The following is a 20,712-nucleotide window of genomic DNA, read 5'->3' as shown; positions in this document are numbered from 1 at the left end:
TAGGGCAGCGTGAAGCCAACCACGCCCGTTCCGCTTTTGTTTCACCTCACCTTCTTTGTTATAGTTATGAAAAACGCTTTGCTTGCCCTCACGCTATTCGCCTTTGTTGGCACCGCTTCCGCCCACGATGGCAAAGACGATAAAGCCAAAAAGGCCAAGAAAGAAACCTGCTCTGCCGAAATGAAGGCCCATTGCGCCATGGCTGGCAGCCCCGCCGGCGTACCCGCTTGCTGCGCCAAGAAAAGCACCAAAACCGCCTCGGTGAAAACGACCGCCCCGACGGCTACAGCTGCGCAGAAGTCGTTGTAAGAACCCCACGCTTATTCCTCAAAGGCCCTATCATGTTATTGATAGGGCCTTTCTGTTTCTGCTGAAATCAAAGGAACGGGTACTTCGCTATGCCAATCCAACTCAGCAGCCTTTCGTGCTTGCGGCCGTAACCAAGTGTCGGACTCCGGCGGTGCGTTTAATATGAGCGAATAAACGAATAGCTGGTGCTGGCAAGCAGATTGGTGCTTGACTATCAAGGCAATAAGATGAGTAGACAAGCGCTGATATACCTAGGCCGCAGGTTTTGCTTTAGTTGCTTAATAACACCCCTGTAGCCATTTCTGTACTTTTACCGCATGAGCACTAGCCTTTCTCCCCCCATCGATGTGAAGTTGAACGGCTTTACGGTGTACGAGAAAAACGTTACGCTGCAGGAGATGGCACAGCCACGGCTTGCTGCGCAGGTATTCAGCCGGCGCGACTATTACAAGGTGCTGTTGCTGGAGAGCAAGTGTCTGATTCACTACGCGCACCAAAGCCTGGAGTTGGACGGGCAGTACCTGTTCTTTACTAATCCGCACATTCCGTATTCGCTGGAAATGCGCACGGACCAGCTGCACGCCTACGCCTGCTTGTTTACCGAGGAGTTTGTGAAAGCCGCCGACCGGTCGGAAAGCCTGCAACAGTCGCCGTTGTTCCGAATTGGCAGCACCCCGCTGTTTAAGCTCCCGGCCTCACAAGCGGACTACGTACGGAGTATCTTTCAAAAGATGCTGACCGAACAGGAAGGAGACTATCCATTCAAGGGCGACCTGATTCGCACGTATGTGCAGCTGCTCATTCACGAAGCGCTGCACCTACAGCCAGCAGATACGGTTTTTCAGCCGAAGAATGCCGCGACCCGCATCACGTCGCTCTTTCTGGAATTGCTGGAGCGCCAGTTTCCGATTGAGCCTCCAACGCAGCAGCTGCCGCTGAAAACGCCGCAGGAATTTGCCGACCGGCTGGCCGTGCACGTCAATCACCTCAACAAAGCCGTGAAGGAGGTGACCGGCAAGCCGACTAGCGCCCACATTGCCGGCCGCATCCTGGACGAGGCCAAGGCGCTGCTCCAGCACACCGACTGGAGCGTCGCCAGTATTGGTTATTGCCTAGGCTTCGAGTATCCTACCTACTTCCAGAACTTCTTTAAGAAGCACACTGGCATTACGCCCCTGTCACTCCGCCGCAAGGCTTGAGGAAGGCTAGCGTACCCCGCTGGCCCGCCGACATACGCTAGCCGATTGGGTGAGGGCGGCGGTTGGGAAAGGATGGACATGGCGTGTTTCGTATACTTTTTCGATTGATTTCAGTTACCCGACCGGTGGAAAAGGCCCGGAGCTTTGCGTCTGTCTTTTATCAAGCAAAATGAGTCAGATGGAAAGTAACCACAATCAGTACCAAGACCTCGCCGGCAAAACGGCGTTGGTAACGGGCGGTACCAAAGGCATTGGCAAAGCCATTGCCGACAAGTTAAGTCAAGCAGGAGCCCGGGTGATTATTACCGCCCGCCAGCAGCCCGAGGAAACCAACTTGGCCCATCATTTCATCGAAGCCGATCTAACCCAGCCGCAACAGGTAGACCAGCTAGCCCAAGCCATCCACGAAACGTTTGGCGGCCTTGATATTCTGATCGACAATATTGGCGGCGTGACCGCGCCCGGTGGGGGCTTTAGTAGCTTAACGGACCAAGACTGGGAGCAGGAGTTGCAGTTTAACTTACTAGCTACCATTCGGTTGGACCGCGCGCTGTTACCCCGCATCCTGGAGAAAAAAAGCGGGGTGATCATTCACATTTCGTCGGTGGCTGGGGTAAAGCCCGTGTGGTATCACAATTTGGCGTATGCTGTGTCAAAAGCGGGGCTAAATGCTTATAGCAAAGCTCTGTCGAATGAGCTGGCACCCAAAGGTATACGCGTGCTGACTGTATCCCCCGGGGCAACCAACACGCCCCTGATGCAGGGACTCGTTCAGAATTTTGCGGCCACCTCCGGCCTAAGTGCGGAGGAAGCCTTTCAACGGATGGCGGCGCAAGCAGGCGGCATCCCCATGGGGCGAATGGCAGAACCGGAGGAAGTCGCTTCGCTGGTGCATTTTCTGGTTTCCCCAGCAGCGTCCTACTTGACGGGTGCCAACTATTTGATTGATGGGGGTACTGTGCCCGTGGTATAAAACTGCTTAAGGGACAAACGCAGGAAGGTCGACCTTGGGTCGAGGCGCAGGATTACCACACCATGACCACCTACGCGCAGGTGTTGGCTGAACTCTTTAGTGTCATCGACTTACAATATCTGAAGCAGCACCTCACCTAGCCTAATTACAAAGTCCGCCTGCGCAATCAGGCGGGCTTTTTTGTGCTTGCTCTGCCTGTCGTGTTTCGTTCGCCTACTCCGTATGAGTGGAAGAAAAAGAACCTTAACGAAAGCAGCCCGTTACCGGTAAGAGTACCTAGCCTCCTAGGACCAACTACACTCCGCACCGATCCATGAAAAATACACCACCCGTTCCCGAAAACCTATCCGCCGCTGATGTAGACCGCATCATGGAAATGGGCTGGGAAGATCGGACGCCGTTTGAGGCCATTGAAGCGCAATTTGGCTTACCCGAGAAAGGCGTTATCACGCTGATGCGCAAGATGATGAAGCCTTCCTCTTTCAAGATGTGGCGCGAGCGGATGGCCGGACGCCGGACCAAGCACGTGGCGCTGCGGGCCGAAGGAATGGACGAATTCAAATCGAACCAACAGCGGGCTATTTCCTTGAATAAAATCAGCAAGCGGTAACCTAGCTTGCACAACACGCTTTTTGCGTTGCCGAAAAGCCTTTCCTCCGTCGGAGGAAAGGCTTTTTCTATTTCTCCATTTGCTGCTACCTAGGCCTGTTGGGCTCTAGACAACGCTATATAAGCCACCGCTCCAATGGTATCGGGTTATACAATTAATGCATCTGCTGTAACTTCTGCATCCTGGGTGAGTGTCCCGCTGAAATAACCTAGCTCCACTCCCTTATGAAGCGTCTTGCTACCCTTGCCGGGCTTTTGGCCTTGTTCCTTCAAGTTGCGCTCGGTCAATCGGCCAACGGCGTAGCCAATGCCAAGCGGAACGCCCAAGTTGATACCGTACTTCAACGGTTGGGGCGTGGGTTCATGGCCCAGCCCGCACGAGTCGGACTATCGGTTGGTATCATCAAAGACGGCCAAACGTACTTCTACAATTTCGGCGAGGTCGAAAAAGGGAAAGGCCAGGCCCCAACTCAGCGTACAGTCTACGAAATTGCCTCCATCAGCAAAACCTTCGCTAGCCTGCTCTTGGCGCAGGCCATTATCGAGCAACGGGTAAAAGCGACGGATGACATTCGAAAGTATCTAGGACCTACTTACGCCAACCTAGCCTACCAGGGCCAGCCGATCCGGCTGATTCATTTAGCCAACACCACCTCTGCGCTGCCCGATAACCTGCCGGACTTAACGGCCTTTTACAAGCAGGTAAATCCTGATTCGGTGGCTGTGGTGGCGAACCGGAAGCTGAAGAACTACACCAAGCAAAACTTCTACGAAGATCTGCGTCGCGTGAAGCCCGATACAATTCCGGGCGTGGTGCCGCGTCATTCCAACGTCGCCACGCAACTGTTGGCCTACATTCTGGAAGGCGTGTATCAGGCTCCGTATCAGGAGTTGCTGGCCAAGTACATCGAAAAGCCCTGCGGTATGCAAGATGCCCATGCCTTCGAAACCGAGGCTAGCTTGTTGGCGACGGGCTATAACGAGAACGGGAGCCACATGGCTAATCAGTCGATAGCCACTATGCAAGCGTCGGGTGGCTTGCGCTACAGTGTGGCCAACATGGTAAAATATCTGCACTACCAGCTCAACGAGCGGACGAAAGCAGTAGCCCTAACGCATCAGCCGACGTGGGGAACTCCTGAGGGAGAAGCTATTGGCTATAATTGGAACATCGCCAAAACCGTGGATAGCAAACGCACGCTGTTTCACTCGGGTGGCTCCTTCGGGTTTGCGAGCCATTGCGCCTTCTACCCGGAGCTAGGTTTGGGGATTGTGCTGCTGACAAACGAATCAGACCGCAACACGCAAGCTAGCCTCTACGATTTGTCGGACCAGATCGTGCAGGGCATCTACGGAACCCCCGCGGCGCTAAAAGCTTTTCAGCAACAGCTACTTGCGCAGAAGTATGAGCAAGCCGCCGCCATCTACAAAGCAGTGAAGGCAGAGCACCGCGAATTTTATTTGCCGGAGGAATACGTGAACGAATGGGGCTACAAGCTAGCGCGGGCCGGAAAAACGCAGCCCGCTATTGCGCTGTTTAAGCTGAATGCGGTGCTATACCCCAAGAGCTGGAATACCTACGATAGCCTAGGCGAAGCCTACGAAATAGCTGGTAATAAGCCGCTTGCCGTGGCAAACTACCAACGTTCCTTAACCCTCAATCCGAAGAACGCGGGAGCCGTAGAGCACCTGAAGAAGCTAGGCCAGACGACTAGCAAGTGACAAGTAGGGTAGAGGCTGCTCTAACTTCTTTCTTTACTTTTGGGGCCAGACACCCATCGGCCCATGCAACAATACCTCGACCTCGTCCGCCAGATTCTCGATCATGGCACCCAAAAAACCGACCGCACTGGCACCGGTACGCTCAGCATCTTCGGGCCGCAATTGCGCTTCAACCTAGCCGATGGCTTCCCGCTGGTAACCACCAAAAAGGTGCACCTGAAAAGCATCATCCACGAGCTGCTGTGGTTCCTGAAAGGCGACACCAACATTGCCTACCTGAAAGAGCACGGCGTGAAGATCTGGGACGAGTGGGCCGATGCCAACGGCGAGCTAGGTCCGGTGTACGGCAAGCAGTGGCGCAACTGGCCCAAGCCCGACGGCTCTCACGTTGATCAGATCAGCGAGGTAGTGCGCCAATTGCGGCAGTCGCCCGACTCGCGGCGCATCCTGGTTAGCGCCTGGAATGTGGCCGAGCTCGACCAGATGGCGCTCATGCCCTGCCACGCATTGTTCCAATTTTATGTGGCCGATGGAAAACTTTCTTGCCAGCTCTATCAGCGCTCCGCCGACATCTTTCTGGGCGTGCCGTTCAACATTGCCAGCTACGCCCTGCTCACCCTCATGATGGCTCAAGTGACGGACCTAGCACCTGGCGAATTCATCTGGACGGGCGGCGATACGCATTTGTACTCTAATCACTTAGAGCAGGCCACGCTTCAGCTTACTCGCGAGCCGCGCCCGCTGCCTCAAATGCACCTGAACCCCGCCGTGAAGGATATTTTCGGCTTTCAGTACGACGATTTTAAGCTGGACAATTACGACCCGTGGCCGGCTATTAAGGCGCCAGTAGCGGTGTAAATTAGTACTGTCTATACTTAGGTATAACTTTATTGCGTTAAACTAGTAGGAAAGTAAGTAACCTATGCCCTTCCAAACCACCTTAACGTCTGCTAAAGTTATGCTCTCAGAAGCACTACCAGCAACACCACCCAGCCCTATTCGATTCGTACTCGTCGGCGCTTTGCTGCTTGCTGCGCCGGCATGCTTCGCCCAAAATTCTTTCAACCGCTGGGTGCCACCCACGCCAGCCTCTGCATCTGAGCCCACAACCGTCCGGCGGGGTAGCGTCGCGTTGAAAGCAAAAGCGCGGGAGGAAGAAAAGGCCAAATCTGTGGCCGAGCGTCGCGAGAAAGATTCACTGCAACTAGCGAGCGGTCAATCCGTAACGCTGCGGCGCGGCCTAGGCCAGCGGCTCCGCCAAACTTCTTACAGCAAAGAGGACGCGGGCTTCTACGATTTTACCTGGGAGCACTTGCAGTATCCGCCCACGGCACTGCGAGCCGGCCTGACCGGGCAAGTAATGGTGCGCCTGGAAGTAGGTCCTGATGGTGACGTAACAAATACGGTGATAACGAGCGATGATATCCACCAGAGTGGTAAGCCCGAAAAAGGTGCCTCTGCCACGGCCGGACGGGAAGCCATGCGCAGCAACGCCCAAAAACTGTTGTATGGGTTGCGCTTCGAGCCTGCTCCCTCCACAACGCAAGAAGAAGTGCCCGTTCGCTACGTGATGCAGTAATTTTGAATAACTAGGATGAGCGCCGGCGAGGTAAAAGTGCGTATAAATTACCACATTTACCTCGCCGGCGTTCCTCTGCCTAGCCTAGTGAGGCATTGTCAGGCACGCTGCCGTCCTGCGCTTCTCGAAGAGTAGAATTTTGTCTAAATTTGTAGTAAATTTTTCCGGTAAGAATGCAATCAATGCCTCTAGTTGGCTGTTGTAAACATTCGAAACAGTCATCACCCGGAATGTGTTGGCGTGAGTAGGAGTAGTCCCATTTAGTAAGCGAGAAGGTATGAAAAAGTGGTTTTACGCTCTGGTAACCTTATTACTAGCTGCACCTGCCGTGCAAGCGCAGAATAGCTTTAATATCTGGACGGCTGCACCAGCGGCTCCCATCACCCCACTGCACAAAAAGGCACGGCCCGCGAAGCCAGCGCCGGTAGTTGAAGCGGCGCCAGCACCCGCTAAACCGGCTGCGGAAGAGCCGCTCGTCAAGCAGTCGAAGCTGATCAAGCGCGGCCTGACGCAGCGCATGCACGAGCACAAGCCCTTGGCCGAAGATAGCGTGTCGATGGTGTTCTTTCGGGAGAACAGCCGCTACCCCATAGCCGCGCAAAAAGCTGGTGCAGAGGGTAGTGTGGTCATAAAGCTTGAAATCAAGCCAGACGGGGAAGTAAGCAAGACATCGGTTGTCGTTTTGCAGCCAAAAGTAGTGGCTGGGCGCACAAACGTGGTGCCAGTGGCTGCCATGCAGTCGTTGGCTGACGAGGCGCAGCGCATCTTTCGCATGTTGCGTTTCGAGCCTGCTCAGCGTACCTCAGTGGAAGAGCTGACAGCTAGCTTCTCCCTGAACTAGAACACTTCTGAGTAGTACCTTGCCAAGATCCGGTTGCGATTTCGCAGACGAAGAGTAAAAAATTACTCGCTAATATTCAGTAATTTATATGTTTATATAAATATTTTTTGTTCATACTAAATCCAACCGAGATGGATACAGAGTATGTATAGGAAATATTATTGCTACTCCTATGACGGCCTCTTTCACTTCCGATCCTTCTGCTAAATCATTAGCTACTTCAGCGACAAGCAAGTTATCGCGGCAGCACCGCGCCTGGATTGCTTTGTATTCGCTGTATTCTGGCGAATGGAACCTAGCAGATGCTTTGCGCCTGAATGAAGTGACCGAGGCCGACCTCGCTGAGTTTGAAGCGAGCTGGATGCGCTTGCGCTTCCGCCACATGACCACGTCGATAGTCGCTTAATGACTAGTATACTAGTCTAGTTGCCGCAACGCAACATGGAAGGCTGCATTAACTAGCCTCCCAGCTTTGCAAGGCTTGCAGCAAGGTGTGCTGCTCTGAGTCGAGCGCCACGCCTGCCACGTGAGTTAGTGGGCGTAAAGTAGCCACGTTGGCGGTGAAAGCGGCCTCCGCTTCTAGCAGTGCACGGGGTTGGTAGAAGCCCTCCAAACACGGAAGGCCGTGGGCTTGTGCAACTGCTAGCAGATGGGCTCGCCGCACGCCACCCACGCACCCAGTCGCTAGCGCTGGGGTGTACAGATGCCCATCCCGAAGCCAGAAAATGGCCGCGGCCCCAGCCTCCGCGACATGCCCCGCCGGATCTAGTAGCAATAGTTCATCCAGGCCGCGGCGCTGCCGCTCTTGGCCGGCCAGCACATACATTAGGGCATTAGGACCTTTGCAGAAGGCCCAGGCCGAGGGCTGGGTTCGAACAGTTTGGGCAAAATCTGCTTGGGCAGCAGAACCCGAAGTCGGCGCAAAAGGCTGCGCTGTCACTACATAGTCTGCGGTGTCCGTTTCGGGTGTGTAGAGGCCACTGCCACTGCGCCACACTTGCAGCCGTACGCGTGCTTGCACTAGGGCGCTAGCTGTTATGAGCTGGCTGAGCAAGGCTGTCAGCGAAGCTAGGTCGCGCAACGGGGCGGGCAGATCTAGCCCCAAAACCGCCGCTGCTTGCTGCATCCGGGCCAGGTGGTGCACGCCGTACCGAATGCCGTCACTGGCCCAGATCATGGTTTCGAAAAAGCCGTCGTTGAAATACAAGCCGCGGTTGGGTAGCGTTAAGTTGAACGCTTGCTGCGCCACCAAACGACCATTGTGCAGAACGTACATAGGCTAGCTTAACACGTACTTTTTGCCCGGCAGTGACTTCACCACGCTCTGAAACTCTAACCCGAGCAATAGAGAAGCAACTTGGTGCACGGGCAGTTGGGCCTTCCAAGCGAGGTTGTCAAGGTGCTCTTCACGATTAGGCGCTACTTGCAACACCGTGATGATGGCAAACTCTTCCGCGGTGAAATCGGCGGGGTCATAGGTAGGAGCGGGGCTGAACTTGCCTAGGTGATGCAGCGCTTCATCCCAATTAAGCAGCTCCTCTAGGTCCTTCGGCTCGGCGTAAAGCGCAGCTTTGTTGCTCTTGATGAGGTGGTTACAGCCTTCCGAGGTTGGGTTGCTGAGATTGCCCGGCACAGCCAGCACGTCTTTGTTGTAACTCAGCGCAATTTCGGCCGTGATGAGCGCGCCGCCTTTTTTGGCGGCTTCCACGACCACGGTGCCGTCGGCCAGCCCGGCGATGATGCGGTTACGCGCTGGAAAGTTGTAGCGGTCGGGTTGGGTGCCGAAAGGAAATTCCGTGAGTAAGCCGCCCTGCTCGCGCATCTTTTCGGCGGTTTTACGGTGAGGCGCCGGATAGATAATATCCAGCCCAGTAGCCATAACGCCGATCGTAGCTAGCCCTTCCTGCAAGGCAGCTCGGTGCGCCGCAATGTCGATGCCGTACGCTAGGCCACTGATTACGAGTGGCTGGTGCGGCACCAGTCCTTTCACAATGCGCTCGGTTTGCTCGCGGCCGTAGTCCGTGGCTTGGCGCGTGCCCACGAGCGCTACGGTCTTCGGATAGTTCAGGTCGCTAGTGCCTTGGTAATAGAGTAAGGCAGGTGCATCCGGAATTTGCTTGAGGCGACTCGGGTACGCTTTGCTCGTGTAAAAGAGCAGTTGCACGCCGTCTTTCTCCGCTTTCCTTAGCGTGTCTTCGGCTCTGCGCAAAGCATTAGTGCGCTCGGCTCCCGTGAGATTCGCAACCGTAGTTGGCCCCACGCCTGGGATCTTGCGCAGCTTGCCCGGCGGTAGGTGCAGCACGTTCTTGGCCGAGCCGCCGTAGCTCATGAGTTGCCGCGTGAGCTGCGGTCCGATACCGGGAAATAAGGTGAGGGCGACTTCGTAGAGTAACGTATCGTTGAGGGTAGAAATAGACATTGTAGAACGAAGCGCAGAGAATTCGATGCTTCTTTTAAGGATAGAATAAGAAGGGTAGAGTGTACTTAATTACCCCATGCAAATAATGGCGCAGGTTCGAGCCGATGAAAGCAGCCCGCATTACTTGTTAGTCTTCTTCAATTATCGACTGTCCTTGTGATTGGTCTCCCGAAGTCCACTGCCAGTTTTCATGAAGCCTTATTTTGCCGTTTGGCAATACTTCAGGCCGTGAGTTGCAGGTGCCTGTCATCAAATCACCGCTGACATTTATCTGGTGATAAGCCATCGTAATATTTCCGGCTTCGTCTACTAGGCCGATCAAATGCCCCTGTACTATTTTTCCGCCTGAGTACTCAGAGGTCAGGATATTACCGGCTTGTTTGTACTGAAAGACGGTATCAGCTGACGTTTCTCCGTTTTCAGTATTGCTGATTGCTCGAAATACTCTGTTGTTATAGTTTATCCTCATCCCAGCAGTGTGTGGTTGACGGTGAGTAGCAAGAAGGGGCAAAGGATTCAGTGGAGCCTCTCCGGTAGGCAACCTAGCTTTGCTGCTCCTTGCTGCGCTCGTCAATTTCTTTCTTCAAGCTCACCAAGAAGCCGCGCATCCGTTCCAGGCTCTGAATCACGTCAATCTTCTCCTTGAGCTGCGGGCCTTTCTGCTTGAGCATGTCGCGGGCGCCGGGGATGGTGTAGCCGCGCTCCTTCACCAAGTGGTAGATGGTGCGGAACGTGTCGATGTCCTGCGGGGTGTAGAGGCGGTTGCCCTTCTTGCTTTTGCGGGGGCGTAGCTCATCAAACTCCGTCTCCCAGAAGCGAATCAGCGACGGTGCCACGTTGAACTGCGCTGCTACCTCGCCGATGGTGAAGTACTGCTTTTCAATTTCGTGCTCTTTGTAGGGCATGGAGAGAAGAGGCGTAGAGGAGGAGAAAGGCTCCTCGCAAAGTTAAACTCAAAACACGGGCCTGCTTGCAAGGCGAATGCTAGACTAAGCCCGCACTGCGAACCACTACCCGAACGAGACTACTTGATCTTGAACTTCTTACTGACCTCGTCATAAATCATCAGGAGGTCGTTGGACTTGCCTTGCTTATCAAAAATCTGCTCCCAGGTATTCAGCGGCTCCCAAATGAAAGTACCTAATCCTTTGTTGTTAGGCAGGTTGAAGGCCACCTCATTCACCTCGCGTTTGCGCTCCGAGTATTCGACTACCACCACATCTTGCGGGTAGCGCTCGGCTAGGTCGGTGAGGTTGCGCTGCAAGTCGGGGATAGTGCGGTGCCACTGCGGGTAGTACGATTCCCCGATAACGTCGAACTGCACGCCGCGCTTTTGCATGTTACCCAGCCAGTACACCGATTGCTCGTTCTGGCCACCGAGGGCAATGTGCATCATTACCAAGCTGGTGGGGGTGGTTTCGCGCACGGCGGCCACGCCCGCCTTCAGCAGCTCAGCTAGGTTATCGAGGCGGGCCACACTGTCGGCGCTGTGAATGTCGCCGTCGGGCCAGAGCAGGCCGTGGTTGATTTCGTTGCCCACTTGCACCATGTCGGGCGAGGTGCCCTGGGCCTTCAGCGAGAGCAGCACGTCGCGGGTGTAGTCGTGCACGGCTTGGGTGAGCTGGGCGCCGTGCAGGTCTTTCCACGCCTCGGGCTTGAACTGCTTCTGCGGATCGGCCCAGGTGTCGCTATAGTGGAAGTCGAGCAGGAACTTCAGGCCCGCTTTCTTGATGCGCTTAGCCATCTGCTGGGTGTGGGCTAGGTCGCAAAAGCCTTTCTGGGGCGAGTAGCCACTATCGGCCGCCGGATTGTTGAAGATTCGCAGTCGAATGTAATTGAAGCCATGATCTTTGAGAATTTCAATGGCATCTTTGGGCTTGCCCTTGTCCGAGAAAGTTATGCCCCGTGCTTCTAGTTGCGGCAGAAAGGAAATATCCGCGCCCAGCATTTTGCCGATCTTCTTTTTAGGCTTAGGCACAGGTGTTATTTGCTTATAATGAAGCGGTTGCCTCGCGGCATGCAAGGTGAAGCCGAGCAGCACCAACAGCATACTAAGGAGCAGCTGCGGCCTCCAGCGGGCAAGAATGGCAACGCGGCGCTGGGAAAAAAAAGATTTCATGAACAAGGGCGAAAGTTAGCTAGGCAACCGGGGCATAACTCCGCTCCGACTTCGGAACGAAGTGGCTACCTTTGCAGATATGCCTTTACAGCCTGTTTATTTGGGTTCCTAAAGTCGCAAAGTAGCCAAAATTGCCGTCGGTGCCAATCCGACGCTGCGTTCTTCCCCCTTCCTCATGTCCCGACCGACTGCCGCTCACATTCGCCAGCAATTCCTCGATTTCTTCGCTTCGAAAGGCCACCATATCGTGCCCTCGGCGCCGCTAGTGGTAAAAGACGACCCCACGCTGCTGTTCATCAACAGCGGCATGGCCCCGTTCAAAGACTATTTCCTGGGCAACAAGCCTGCGCCGTACAAGCGTCTCGTTGACACGCAAAAGTGTCTGCGCGTGTCGGGCAAGCACAACGACTTGGAAGAGGTAGGCTACGACACCTACCACCATACCTTGTTCGAGATGCTAGGTAACTGGTCCTTTGGTGATTACTTCAAGAAGGAAGCTATTGCCTGGGCCTGGGAGCTGCTGACCGAAGTGTACAAGCTGCCCAAAGACCGCCTCTACGTAACCTACTTCGAAGGCGACCAAGGCGATAACCTTACGGCTGACACGGAAACGCAAGACCTGTGGCGCCAGTACACCACCGACGACCGGATTCTGCCCGGCAACAAGAAGGACAACTTCTGGGAGATGGGCGACACCGGTCCCTGTGGTCCGTGCACCGAAATCCATATCGACCTGCGCAGCGAGGAAGAAGTAGCCCAGAAGCCTGGCCGCGAGCTGATCAACGCCGACCACCCGCAAGTGGTGGAAATCTGGAACAACGTGTTCATGGAGTTTCAGCGCCTAGCTGATAAGTCGCTCATAAAACTGCCTCAGCAACACGTCGATACCGGCATGGGCTTCGAGCGTTTGATGATGGCCGTGTCGGGCGTGAAGTCGAACTACGACACCGACGTTTTTCAGCCGCTCATTCAGTTCATTGCCCAGGAAGCCGGCGTGGAATACCACGGCACGTCGCCCGCCACGGTGAACGACCAACCTGCCACCGAGGACGAACGCACCGATATTGCCATCCGCGTTATTGCCGACCATATCCGGGCCATCAGCTTTACCATCTCGGATGGGCAGCTGCCGAGCAACGTGAAGGCTGGCTACGTAATTCGTCGCATCCTGCGCCGCGCCGTGCGCTACGCGTTTTCGTCGCTCGCGCAGAAGCAGCCTTTCCTCTACAAGATTGTGCCGGTGCTGGCCGACCAGATGGCCGGTATTTTCCCCGAGTTAAAGCAACAGCAGCAGTTTGTGCAGCGCGTGATTGAGGAAGAGGAAATTGCCTTCCTGAAAACCCTAGAAACGGGCCTGCGCCGCATTGATGCGCTCGAGGAAACCTTTAAAAGCCAAGATAATACCATCGACGGTAAGGCCGCTTTCGAACTTTCCGACACTTTCGGCTTCCCACTTGACCTTACGGCCCTTATTGCCCGCGAAAAGGGCTTGACAGTAGACGAAGAAGGTTTTAAGAAAGAGCTAGAAGCGCAGAAAGCTAGGTCGCGCAACGCCCAAGAGGCCGAGCAGAGCGACTGGACCATCGTGAACGCCGACGACGAGCAGCCAACTTTCGTCGGCTACGACCTCGAAGAAGCGCCGGCCCGCATCCTGCGCTACCGCAAACTGACGCAGAAAGGCAAAACCGAGTACCAAGTGGTGCTCGACCAAACGCCGTTCTACGCTGAGTCGGGCGGACAGATTGGCGACACGGGCTACATCGAGTCGGGCCTGTCGAAAGTGCGCGTGATTGACACGAAGAAGGAAAACAACCTTATCGTGCACACCGTTCTCGACCTGCCCGATGCTGAGGACCTAGGTGGCGAGTTCTTCGCCCGTATCGACCACGCCCGCCGCGAGTTGATTCGCAAGAACCATACGGCCACGCACTTGCTGCAAGCCGCGCTGCGCGAAGTGGTAGGCAGCCACGTGGCCCAGAAAGGCTCGTTGGTGAACGACAAGCTCCTGCGCTTCGACTTCTCGCACTTCACCAAAGTAACCGACGACCAGTTGCGCCAAGTGGAAACGCTCGTGAACCAGCGCATCCGGCAGCAAATCCCGCTCGACGAGCGCCGCAACGTACCGATCGACGAAGCCAAAAACCTAGGTGCTACGGCGTTGTTCGGCGAGAAGTACGGCGAGTTCGTGCGCGTTATCACCTTCGATCCTAACTTCTCGGTGGAGCTCTGCGGTGGTACCCACGTGCGCACTACCGGTGACATTGGCTTCTTCAAAATAACGGCGGAAAGTGCCGTGGGTGCCGGCGTGCGCCGCATCGAAGCCGTGACGGCGGAGGCTGCGGAGAACTTCGTGCAAGCGCAGCTCGACCAACTCACGGCCGTGCGCGAAGCCCTCGGCAACCCACAGCATTTGCTGACGAGCATCCAGAAGCTGAGCGAGGAAAACACCACGTTGCGCAAGCAGCTAGAGCAATTTGAACTGCAAAACGTAACGGCGCAGAAGGAGCAGCTAGCTGCCCAGGCGAAAGACGTGCACGGCGTTAAGTTCTTGGCGGCCAAGGTGAACGTGTCGTCGGCCGACTTGCTCAAGAAGCTAGCCTACGATCTGCGTCAAGCGGTACCTAGCCTCGTGGCCGTACTCGGCGCTGAAATTGACGGCAAGCCGCAACTGGCTGTGATGCTGGACGACGAAGTTGCCAAAGCTGGTAAGCTCAACGCTTCGACGCTAGTGCGCGAGCTGGCGAAGGAAATTCAGGGTGGGGGCGGTGGTCAGCCGTTCTTTGCTACTGCTGGCGGTAAGAACGCGGCTGGCCTGGATGCTGCTATTGCCAAGGCGGAAGAATCAGTGAGCAAGAGCCTTGCATAAATTAAAATAAGATCAAAGTAGAAGGCTAGTTCCTTCATCTAGCAAGCGTTAGGTGAAGAAGCTAGCCTTCTACTTTTTCAAACCTTTGGATAGCTCCTTCACGAGATAGATATTGCTTCTCTAATACTAGATTATTCTATGAATAACTTTGAGAGGTTACTGTTGGGTTTTGGAATGTGCATGCCTCTGTTCTGCAAGGCACAAGTAATACCCCAGTCTAGGGTGGTTTACTATGATAAGAAAGGCGACGAAGTATTATCGCGCCAGCAGGCCGCTCGCTGGTCGCAGCTAGTGTATCGGGACAGCGTAGGTGGCGTAGTACGGAATTATGCCGCCCCCAGCGGGCGTCTCACCGACTCCACACAGTTCGCCCACATTCGCAAGCACATTGAACACGGTACAGCAGTACATTTTCGGGAAAATGGGGCTGTATGGTATCGGGAACAATACAGTAATGATTCTTTGCGCCAACGAGTTGTGTACCACGTAGGTGGCAAGTTGAAGCGGCGAGAGGAGTACGACAAGCGAGGAAACCGCACGGTAGAAGAATGCTTTAAAGAAAATGGAGAGTCAGCCAAATTCTTCGAATTCTCGCAAATGCCTACTTATCCAGGAGGCGTTAATGCGTTATTGCGCGATATTTCCGAAAATACTCGGTACCCAGCAGGCGCTTTACGGGGTGCTACGCAAGGGAAGGTATTGGTAGGTTTTACGGTAGACAAAACAGGACACGTTCGCGATGTGAATACCAAAAGCAACATGCCAGCCTCGTTGCGAAAAGCTGCCGTGCAAGCGGTGGAGAGGTTGCCGAAAACTTTAACTCCAGGTACGCAAGATGGAGAGCCAGTGGAGGTGCATTTTGTCGTGCCCGTAACTTTCTCCATCAGATAGGTTTATGATATGAGAGCCAGCCTATTGAATGCGTGAAGCTAGGCTAACCTCTCTTTTCAAAAAAAAGCCTACCTTTTCCAGTAAAGCCAGGCACTTATGGAACTGCACCGCATCTCCGACGTCGTAACGGCCATCGACACCATTGTGCAAACCTGCGAGCAGACGCAGAACCGAGCGGGGTACTTTGCCGCTTTGTATAAGCGCATGACGATGGCCGTAGCGGAAGGTATTAGGGCTGGGGCATTTGAAGACGGTGCCCGCATGGAACAGCTGGACATCGTGTTTGCCCGGCGCTACCTAGAGGCCTGGCAGGCGTACGGTCAGAAAGCCGCGTGCAGCGCCTCGTGGAAATACGCATTTGACGGCTGCCTTAATCAGTCACTTACCGTCATTCAGCAACTGGTGCTCGGCATCAACACGCATATCAACCTAGACCTAGCTATTGCCGCCGCAGTTGTCGCGCCGGGCTCGCAAATCAAGGCGCTGAAGAACGATTTCGACCGCATCAACGACGTGATTACCTCCTTGATGGACGATATTCAGAAGTGCTTGGAGGAAGTATGGCTGCCTATGCGCTGGCTTACTCGCGTGGCGGCTACCCAACAAGCCAGCGTGCTCAACTTCAGCATCGGGGTGGCCCGCAAAACCGCTTGGGCCAATGCCACGTTGCTGGCCAATATGAACCATCAGCAGCAACGCGCGCACATTGCTACAATGGATACAATGGTGTATAACTTAGCTCGCAAAATCATCAATCCTGGGCTAGGTCCGCAACTAGTATTAAGCCTAATTCGCCGGACGGAGTACGAGGATACCGCCCGCACTATCCGGCTGATTGATACGACGGTGGTTAACTAATCTAGGTGTGCCAATAGTTAAAGCCTCGCTTTTCAATACAGTTATAAAGGCTTATAAACCATTTGCATAACCGTGGCGTTAACTCGGTTAATGTTGCTTATTGATCTTTGGGCACATAGGGTAATTTCTACATACAACGGCCTCGCCTTTTGAAAGGAGTTTGCATATTGGGGTATCTTGCTTTTCTATTAAGAAAAATAAAAGCGCGCTAGCCTTACCTTAGCACCCAAAATCAACGAAATCTGCTGATTCAGCGGAACTCTGTGATTCAAACCATATGGACGAAACGATCAAAGCTAAATACCAGCCCGTTATCGGTCTGGAAGTACACGCGCAATTGCTCACGCACAGCAAAATGTACTCATCGGATGAGAATGAGTACGGCGCCCTGCCTAACAACAACCTGAGTGTAATTACCCTAGGCCACCCCGGCACGCTTCCCCGCGTGAACCGCACGGCCGTGGACTACGCCATTAAGATGGGCCTGGCTACGAACTGCCAGATCACGCGCAACAACATTTTTGCCCGTAAGAATTACTTCTATCCCGACCTTCCCAAGGGGTACCAAATCACGCAGGATAAAACACCAATCTGCACCGCCGGTCACGTCGATATTCGTCTGCCCGATGGCACCGAAAAGAAGATTGGCCTGACGCGCATTCACATGGAGGAAGACGCGGGCAAGTCGATGCACTTGGCCGGCGAGGTGGAAACCCTCGTGGACCTGAACCGCGCCGGTGTGCCGCTCATCGAAATCGTATCGGAGCCGGACATTCGCAACGCCGACGAAGCCTACGCTTATCTGGTAGAAATCAAGAAGTTGGTGGAGTACCTAGGGGTTTGCGACGGCAACATGGAGGAAGGCTCTCTGCGCTGCGACGCCAACATCTCGGTGATGCTGAAGGATGCCAAGCAATTCGGGATGAAAGTGGAGGTGAAAAACATGAACTCCTTCCGCAACGTGCAGCGCGCCATCGACCACGAAATCGAGCGCCAGATTGCTATTTTGGAAGCTGGTGAGGAAATAACGAGCGAAACGCGCGGCTTCGACGCGGCCAGTGGCACTACTAACGGGCAGCGGAGCAAGGAGACGATGAACGATTATCGTTACTTCCCCGAGCCTGACCTCACGCCTGTGATCATCGACGACGCGTGGCTGCACCGCGTGCAGGCGGAGTTGCCAGCGTTGCCTCAGCAGCTCTATGCCCGCTTCACCGGTGAGCTAGGTCTGTCGGACTACGACGCCAACGTGCTCATCGACCAGAAGGAAGTGGCTCTGTTCTTCGACGAGCTCAGCCGCCTGACTACCAACGCTAAGGCCGCGGCCAACTGGGTGCAAGGCCCTCTGAAATCGTACCTGAACGAGCGCGCCGTGACGATGGAAGATTTTCCGCTCACCGCTCAGCACCTAGCTGATATTATTAAGCTCATTGATGAGAACAAAGTAAGCCATTCGGTAGCGGCCAAACAGTTGTTCCCATACTTGCTCGAAAACCCAACGCAAACGGCCGCCGCCGCGGCGGAGTCGCAAGGGTTATTGCAGCAGTCGGATGCCGGCGCGTTGGAGGCCTTGATTCAGCAGGTGCTCGACGCCAACCCAGCAAAGGTAGCCGAGTACCGAGCGGGCAAAAAGTCGCTTACGGGCATGTTTATGGGTGAGCTGATGAAGCTTACGGGTGGTAAAGCCGACCCCAAAGCAGCAAACCAACTACTACGTCAGAAACTAGATGCAGCGTAAGCCAATCAACTAAAAAGGCACTGAATACGAAAGCACAGGTTACTTAAAGTAGCCTGTGCTTTTTATTTATACCTTTCTCAAAACCAAATTATTATACTTATGCTACTAAAAATCTATTCGTCGTTGGCTGCCTTGGGGGCTGGAATGTTTTGTGCTGCTAATGGGCTAGGCAATGTCATGGGTGCGCCCGATGCTAGCTCAGCCACAGGGTATGAGTTACGTGGCACCTTGCTGAATGCGCCCGCAGGAACCAAGGTATTGATAAGCGATACGCGAGAAGGCCACCTTATACATTTAGATTCGGCTTATGCCGATGCGCAAGGCCAGTTTGTACTACGCGGACAAGTAGCGGAACCTGCTCTTTATCGTCTGACTGTAGGCGAAAAGAAGATGCTGTTCCCGCTAATGGTTCCGTTGGAGAACGGCGTGCAGTTGCGGCTAACTGGCGATGTTGTCCAACTGTCTAACTCTTATTGGCTTGAAGGATCAGCAGCAGCGGCGACATTGCTTCAATTTAGGGCTGCGCAAACCCAAGCTAGCTTCTACTATGTCAGTGCGATGCAAGAAAAGCGGCTTAAGGAGGGGATAGCTACGAGCCTAAAATCCAGTGACTTGCCGAAACCCGATGAGGGTTTGATGCAGATCAGCCGGGATGTTGCCACTGCCGCGAGGAAGAAGCTGATTCAGCAGCATCCCGATTCGTATGTTGCTGCTTTCGAGACAACCCTATTGATGCGGGATGGGAAACAGCGGGCGTTTACCGATTCTATGACCACTGCTTTTGAACGGACCTTACCGGCATCGCGCTACACCAAGATGCTAGCTAACTACCAGCAAAAGACGGCAACTACGACAGTTGGTCAGCTAGCGCCGGAAATTAAGCTAGCGGCCCCTGACGGAAAGAAAGTCGCCTTGTCGTCCTTGCGGGGTAAGTATGTGCTGGTTGACTTCTGGGCGAGCTGGTGCGGCCCTTGCCGGCAAGAAAACCCCAACGTCATTAAGCTATACCAGAAATACAAGGACAAGGGCTTTGAAATCTACAGCGTTTCCCTAGATGACTCGCGAGAAAAGTGGGTGAAAGCCATTGCTGCTGATGGCTTGCCCTGGAAGCAAGTGTCTGATTTGCAAGGCTGGAAAAGCGCGGCAGGAACCGCCTACGGGGTGGATGCTATTCCGCAAACCTTTCTACTTGACCCCAAAGGGCACATTGTAGCTAGAAATTTACGTGGCGCTGACCTAGAGGCCAAAATTGCTTCATTGTTGCGTTGACCAACTTAAAACAGCCAGGAACTAAGAGGCATTTTCTGCGTTGTAGAAATAATCATTGGCAAAGCAGAACACTACATTTTTCAGTTCCTGCCAAAATCGGCAACTTGCAACTTTAAATTCTGACCTTTGCACACTGATTTGCCGGTCCCTAGCTGGCCAATCCACCTGAGATGAAGCACAACATGAAAAGCATTCTGCTATTTGGCGCCCTGTTGGGCATGGTCAATGCTTGTAATAAAGCTACCCCGCCTAGTAGCTCAACCAGTGGCGGCTACGAAGTAAGCGGGGAGTTGACCAACGCACCCGCTGGCACGAAAGTGTACCTAGCCGAGCTAGGGGAAAACCAATTTCTCACCCGCGATACTGCGACGGTCGACGACAAAGGCCGCTTTACGCTTAAGGGCACTGCACCTGAGGCCAGCGTGTACCAGGTGAAGCTGAACGATGCTAACCAGGTGCTTTTGATGTTGAGCAATGGCAGCAACATCCAACTTAGTGGTGATGCCCAAAAGCTAGGTACTTCCTACTCGGTGCAAGGGTCCAAGGATTCTGAGCTTATGCAGCAGCTCACGCGTATTATGCAAAGCTCCAAAACGGCTATGAGCAAGCTGGAGCAGCGCTACGAGCAAGCCGCGCAGAGTGGCAAAACCGATTCGCTACAGAAAATTCAGGCAACAGCCTTTGCTATTCAGGCGCAGAACACCAAAGCTACCAAGCAGCTCGTGCGGCAGAACCCCAATTCGGTGGTTTCGGCATTCGTGGTAGGTAATCTATTGAACCCCGACGAAGAATTTACCTTCGCCGACTCGATGGCCACGCAGTTCCGGAAAAACTTGCCCGATTCGCGCTACACCAAGATCTTGGCCGCCAAGCTAGACCCCTTGCGCTCTACGGCCGTGGGGGTGGTAGCACCCGAAATCAAGCTTGCCTCCCCCGATGGCAAAGAAGTCGCCTTATCGTCGCTGCGGGGTAAGTACGTGCTGGTTGACTTCTGGGCGAGCTGGTGCAGACCTTGCCGCCAAGAAAACCCCAACGTGGTGCGCATGTACAACAAGTTCAAGGACAAAGGCTTCGCCATTTACAGTGTCTCCTTTGACCAGGACCGTGATAAGTGGCTCAAAGCCATTGAGAGTGACAAGCTCTCTTGGACTCAGGTATCAGATTTGAAAGGCTGGGAAAGCGCCGCTGGGCAAACCTATGGCGTGAAAGCCATTCCACAGACGGTATTGCTCGACCCACAGGGGCGCATTATCGCTAAGAACCTGCGTGGCCCCGAACTGGAGGCGAAGCTAGCTTCACTGATACCTGGCGCGTAGGTTC

General features: G+C 54.3%; 20 protein-coding genes. 15 read left to right on the top strand and 5 right to left on the bottom strand.

Annotated features, from left to right (window positions below; genetic code table 11):
• Nucleotides 1–66: 66 nt before the first annotated feature.
• The 9 genes from BXP70_RS09160 (at nucleotide 67) to BXP70_RS09120 (ending at nucleotide 7,638) form a co-directional block, all read left to right on the top strand.
• Nucleotides 67–309 (top strand): hypothetical protein, encoded by a 243-nt coding sequence (locus BXP70_RS09160; protein WP_143436430.1) that lies wholly within the window; start codon nucleotides 67–69, stop codon nucleotides 307–309.
• Between the two features lie 317 nt (nucleotides 310–626).
• Nucleotides 627–1,508, top strand: coding sequence for a helix-turn-helix domain-containing protein (locus BXP70_RS09155; RefSeq protein ID WP_086593719.1), 882 nt, complete (start codon nucleotides 627–629; stop codon nucleotides 1,506–1,508).
• A gap of 178 nt (nucleotides 1,509–1,686) precedes the next feature.
• Complete coding sequence (locus tag BXP70_RS09150; protein WP_086593718.1) at nucleotides 1,687–2,481, top strand: SDR family oxidoreductase; 795 nt, start codon at nucleotides 1,687–1,689, stop codon at nucleotides 2,479–2,481.
• 313 nt (nucleotides 2,482–2,794) lie between these two features.
• The gene (locus BXP70_RS09145) at nucleotides 2,795–3,091 is read left to right on the top strand and encodes a TIGR03643 family protein (RefSeq protein ID WP_086593717.1); all 297 of its coding nucleotides are present in this window, start codon (nucleotides 2,795–2,797) and stop codon (nucleotides 3,089–3,091) included.
• 224 nt (nucleotides 3,092–3,315) lie between these two features.
• Nucleotides 3,316–4,812, top strand: a complete 1,497-nt coding sequence (locus tag BXP70_RS09140) for a serine hydrolase domain-containing protein (protein WP_086593716.1) — start codon at nucleotides 3,316–3,318, stop codon at nucleotides 4,810–4,812.
• 63 nt (nucleotides 4,813–4,875) lie between these two features.
• Nucleotides 4,876–5,670, top strand: coding sequence for a thymidylate synthase (locus BXP70_RS09135; protein ID WP_086593715.1), 795 nt, complete (start codon nucleotides 4,876–4,878; stop codon nucleotides 5,668–5,670).
• Between the two features lie 100 nt (nucleotides 5,671–5,770).
• On the top strand, nucleotides 5,771–6,391 hold the full coding sequence (locus BXP70_RS09130; RefSeq protein WP_218779761.1) for an energy transducer TonB: 621 nt from the start codon (nucleotides 5,771–5,773) through the stop codon (nucleotides 6,389–6,391).
• 277 nt (nucleotides 6,392–6,668) lie between these two features.
• The gene (locus BXP70_RS09125) at nucleotides 6,669–7,232 is read left to right on the top strand and encodes an energy transducer TonB (protein ID WP_086593713.1); all 564 of its coding nucleotides are present in this window, start codon (nucleotides 6,669–6,671) and stop codon (nucleotides 7,230–7,232) included.
• 172 nt (nucleotides 7,233–7,404) lie between these two features.
• Nucleotides 7,405–7,638 (top strand): hypothetical protein, encoded by a 234-nt coding sequence (locus BXP70_RS09120; protein ID WP_086593712.1) that lies wholly within the window; start codon nucleotides 7,405–7,407, stop codon nucleotides 7,636–7,638.
• A gap of 48 nt (nucleotides 7,639–7,686) precedes the next feature.
• On the opposite strand, the gene BXP70_RS09115 is transcribed toward BXP70_RS09120, so the two are convergent.
• The 5 genes from BXP70_RS09115 to BXP70_RS09095 all read right to left on the bottom strand — a co-directional run bounded on the left by BXP70_RS09115 (nucleotide 7,687) and on the right by BXP70_RS09095 (nucleotide 11,770).
• Complete coding sequence (locus tag BXP70_RS09115) at nucleotides 7,687–8,508, bottom strand: aminotransferase class IV (protein ID WP_086593711.1); 822 nt, start codon at nucleotides 8,506–8,508, stop codon at nucleotides 7,687–7,689.
• A gap of 3 nt (nucleotides 8,509–8,511) precedes the next feature.
• The gene (gene dprA / locus BXP70_RS09110) at nucleotides 8,512–9,651 is read right to left on the bottom strand and encodes a DNA-processing protein DprA (protein WP_086593710.1); all 1,140 of its coding nucleotides are present in this window, start codon (nucleotides 9,649–9,651) and stop codon (nucleotides 8,512–8,514) included.
• Between the two features lie 127 nt (nucleotides 9,652–9,778).
• The gene (locus BXP70_RS09105) at nucleotides 9,779–10,120 is read right to left on the bottom strand and encodes a n-acetylglutamate synthase (protein WP_086593709.1); all 342 of its coding nucleotides are present in this window, start codon (nucleotides 10,118–10,120) and stop codon (nucleotides 9,779–9,781) included.
• 73 nt (nucleotides 10,121–10,193) lie between these two features.
• On the bottom strand, nucleotides 10,194–10,556 hold the full coding sequence (locus BXP70_RS09100) for a MerR family transcriptional regulator (protein WP_086593708.1): 363 nt from the start codon (nucleotides 10,554–10,556) through the stop codon (nucleotides 10,194–10,196).
• A gap of 119 nt (nucleotides 10,557–10,675) precedes the next feature.
• On the bottom strand, nucleotides 10,676–11,770 hold the full coding sequence (locus tag BXP70_RS09095; protein WP_086593707.1) for a glycoside hydrolase family 53 protein: 1,095 nt from the start codon (nucleotides 11,768–11,770) through the stop codon (nucleotides 10,676–10,678).
• A 175-nt stretch (nucleotides 11,771–11,945) separates the two neighbouring features.
• On the opposite strand from BXP70_RS09095, the gene alaS reads away from it, so the two are divergent.
• The 6 genes from alaS (at nucleotide 11,946) to BXP70_RS09065 (ending at nucleotide 20,708) form a co-directional block, all read left to right on the top strand.
• Nucleotides 11,946–14,636, top strand: a complete 2,691-nt coding sequence (gene alaS, locus BXP70_RS09090; protein ID WP_086593706.1) for an alanine--tRNA ligase — start codon at nucleotides 11,946–11,948, stop codon at nucleotides 14,634–14,636.
• Between the two features lie 138 nt (nucleotides 14,637–14,774).
• Entirely contained in the window at nucleotides 14,775–15,527 is a 753-nt protein-coding gene (locus tag BXP70_RS09085; RefSeq protein WP_086593705.1) for an energy transducer TonB, read from the top strand.
• A 96-nt stretch (nucleotides 15,528–15,623) separates the two neighbouring features.
• The gene (locus BXP70_RS09080) at nucleotides 15,624–16,385 is read left to right on the top strand and encodes a DUF5995 family protein (RefSeq protein WP_086593704.1); all 762 of its coding nucleotides are present in this window, start codon (nucleotides 15,624–15,626) and stop codon (nucleotides 16,383–16,385) included.
• Between the two features lie 277 nt (nucleotides 16,386–16,662).
• Nucleotides 16,663–18,123, top strand: coding sequence for an Asp-tRNA(Asn)/Glu-tRNA(Gln) amidotransferase subunit GatB (gatB, locus tag BXP70_RS09075; protein WP_086593703.1), 1,461 nt, complete (start codon nucleotides 16,663–16,665; stop codon nucleotides 18,121–18,123).
• A 99-nt stretch (nucleotides 18,124–18,222) separates the two neighbouring features.
• Complete coding sequence (locus BXP70_RS09070) at nucleotides 18,223–19,392, top strand: TlpA disulfide reductase family protein (RefSeq protein ID WP_245849573.1); 1,170 nt, start codon at nucleotides 18,223–18,225, stop codon at nucleotides 19,390–19,392.
• A gap of 182 nt (nucleotides 19,393–19,574) precedes the next feature.
• Complete coding sequence (locus BXP70_RS09065) at nucleotides 19,575–20,708, top strand: TlpA disulfide reductase family protein (protein ID WP_218779760.1); 1,134 nt, start codon at nucleotides 19,575–19,577, stop codon at nucleotides 20,706–20,708.
• The last annotated feature ends 4 nt before the right edge of the window (nucleotides 20,709–20,712 follow it).

Source organism: Hymenobacter crusticola, from assembly GCF_002154225.1.
Taxonomy (GTDB): Bacteria; Bacteroidota; Bacteroidia; order Cytophagales; family Hymenobacteraceae; genus Hymenobacter; species Hymenobacter crusticola.
This window is presented reverse-complemented; position numbering and strand designations above follow the sequence as displayed.

Excerpts from the sequence above, each read along its gene's own strand:
- BXP70_RS09095 (WP_086593707.1), bottom strand. The coding sequence starts at position 11,770 with ATGAAATCTTTTTTTTCCCAGCGCCGCGTTGCCATTCTTGCCCGCTGG.
- alaS (WP_086593706.1), top strand. The coding sequence starts at position 11,946 with ATGTCCCGACCGACTGCCGCTCACATTCGCCAGCAATTCCTCGATTTC.
- gatB (WP_086593703.1), top strand. The coding sequence starts at position 16,663 with ATGGACGAAACGATCAAAGCTAAATACCAGCCCGTTATCGGTCTGGAA.
- BXP70_RS09085 (WP_086593705.1), top strand. The coding sequence starts at position 14,775 with ATGAATAACTTTGAGAGGTTACTGTTGGGTTTTGGAATGTGCATGCCT.
- BXP70_RS09105 (WP_086593709.1), bottom strand. The coding sequence starts at position 10,120 with ATGAGGATAAACTATAACAACAGAGTATTTCGAGCAATCAGCAATACT.
- BXP70_RS09140 (WP_086593716.1), top strand. The coding sequence starts at position 3,316 with ATGAAGCGTCTTGCTACCCTTGCCGGGCTTTTGGCCTTGTTCCTTCAA.
- BXP70_RS09070 (WP_245849573.1), top strand. The coding sequence starts at position 18,223 with ATGCTACTAAAAATCTATTCGTCGTTGGCTGCCTTGGGGGCTGGAATG.
- BXP70_RS09080 (WP_086593704.1), top strand. The coding sequence starts at position 15,624 with ATGGAACTGCACCGCATCTCCGACGTCGTAACGGCCATCGACACCATT.
- BXP70_RS09150 (WP_086593718.1), top strand. The coding sequence starts at position 1,687 with ATGGAAAGTAACCACAATCAGTACCAAGACCTCGCCGGCAAAACGGCG.
- BXP70_RS09120 (WP_086593712.1), top strand. The coding sequence starts at position 7,405 with ATGACGGCCTCTTTCACTTCCGATCCTTCTGCTAAATCATTAGCTACT.
- BXP70_RS09130 (WP_218779761.1), top strand. The coding sequence starts at position 5,771 with ATGCTCTCAGAAGCACTACCAGCAACACCACCCAGCCCTATTCGATTC.
- BXP70_RS09135 (WP_086593715.1), top strand. The coding sequence starts at position 4,876 with ATGCAACAATACCTCGACCTCGTCCGCCAGATTCTCGATCATGGCACC.
- BXP70_RS09065 (WP_218779760.1), top strand. The coding sequence starts at position 19,575 with ATGAAAAGCATTCTGCTATTTGGCGCCCTGTTGGGCATGGTCAATGCT.
- BXP70_RS09155 (WP_086593719.1), top strand. The coding sequence starts at position 627 with ATGAGCACTAGCCTTTCTCCCCCCATCGATGTGAAGTTGAACGGCTTT.
- BXP70_RS09100 (WP_086593708.1), bottom strand. The coding sequence starts at position 10,556 with ATGCCCTACAAAGAGCACGAAATTGAAAAGCAGTACTTCACCATCGGC.
- BXP70_RS09145 (WP_086593717.1), top strand. The coding sequence starts at position 2,795 with ATGAAAAATACACCACCCGTTCCCGAAAACCTATCCGCCGCTGATGTA.
- BXP70_RS09115 (WP_086593711.1), bottom strand. The coding sequence starts at position 8,508 with ATGTACGTTCTGCACAATGGTCGTTTGGTGGCGCAGCAAGCGTTCAAC.
- BXP70_RS09160 (WP_143436430.1), top strand. The coding sequence starts at position 67 with ATGAAAAACGCTTTGCTTGCCCTCACGCTATTCGCCTTTGTTGGCACC.
- dprA (WP_086593710.1), bottom strand. The coding sequence starts at position 9,651 with ATGTCTATTTCTACCCTCAACGATACGTTACTCTACGAAGTCGCCCTC.
- BXP70_RS09125 (WP_086593713.1), top strand. The coding sequence starts at position 6,669 with ATGAAAAAGTGGTTTTACGCTCTGGTAACCTTATTACTAGCTGCACCT.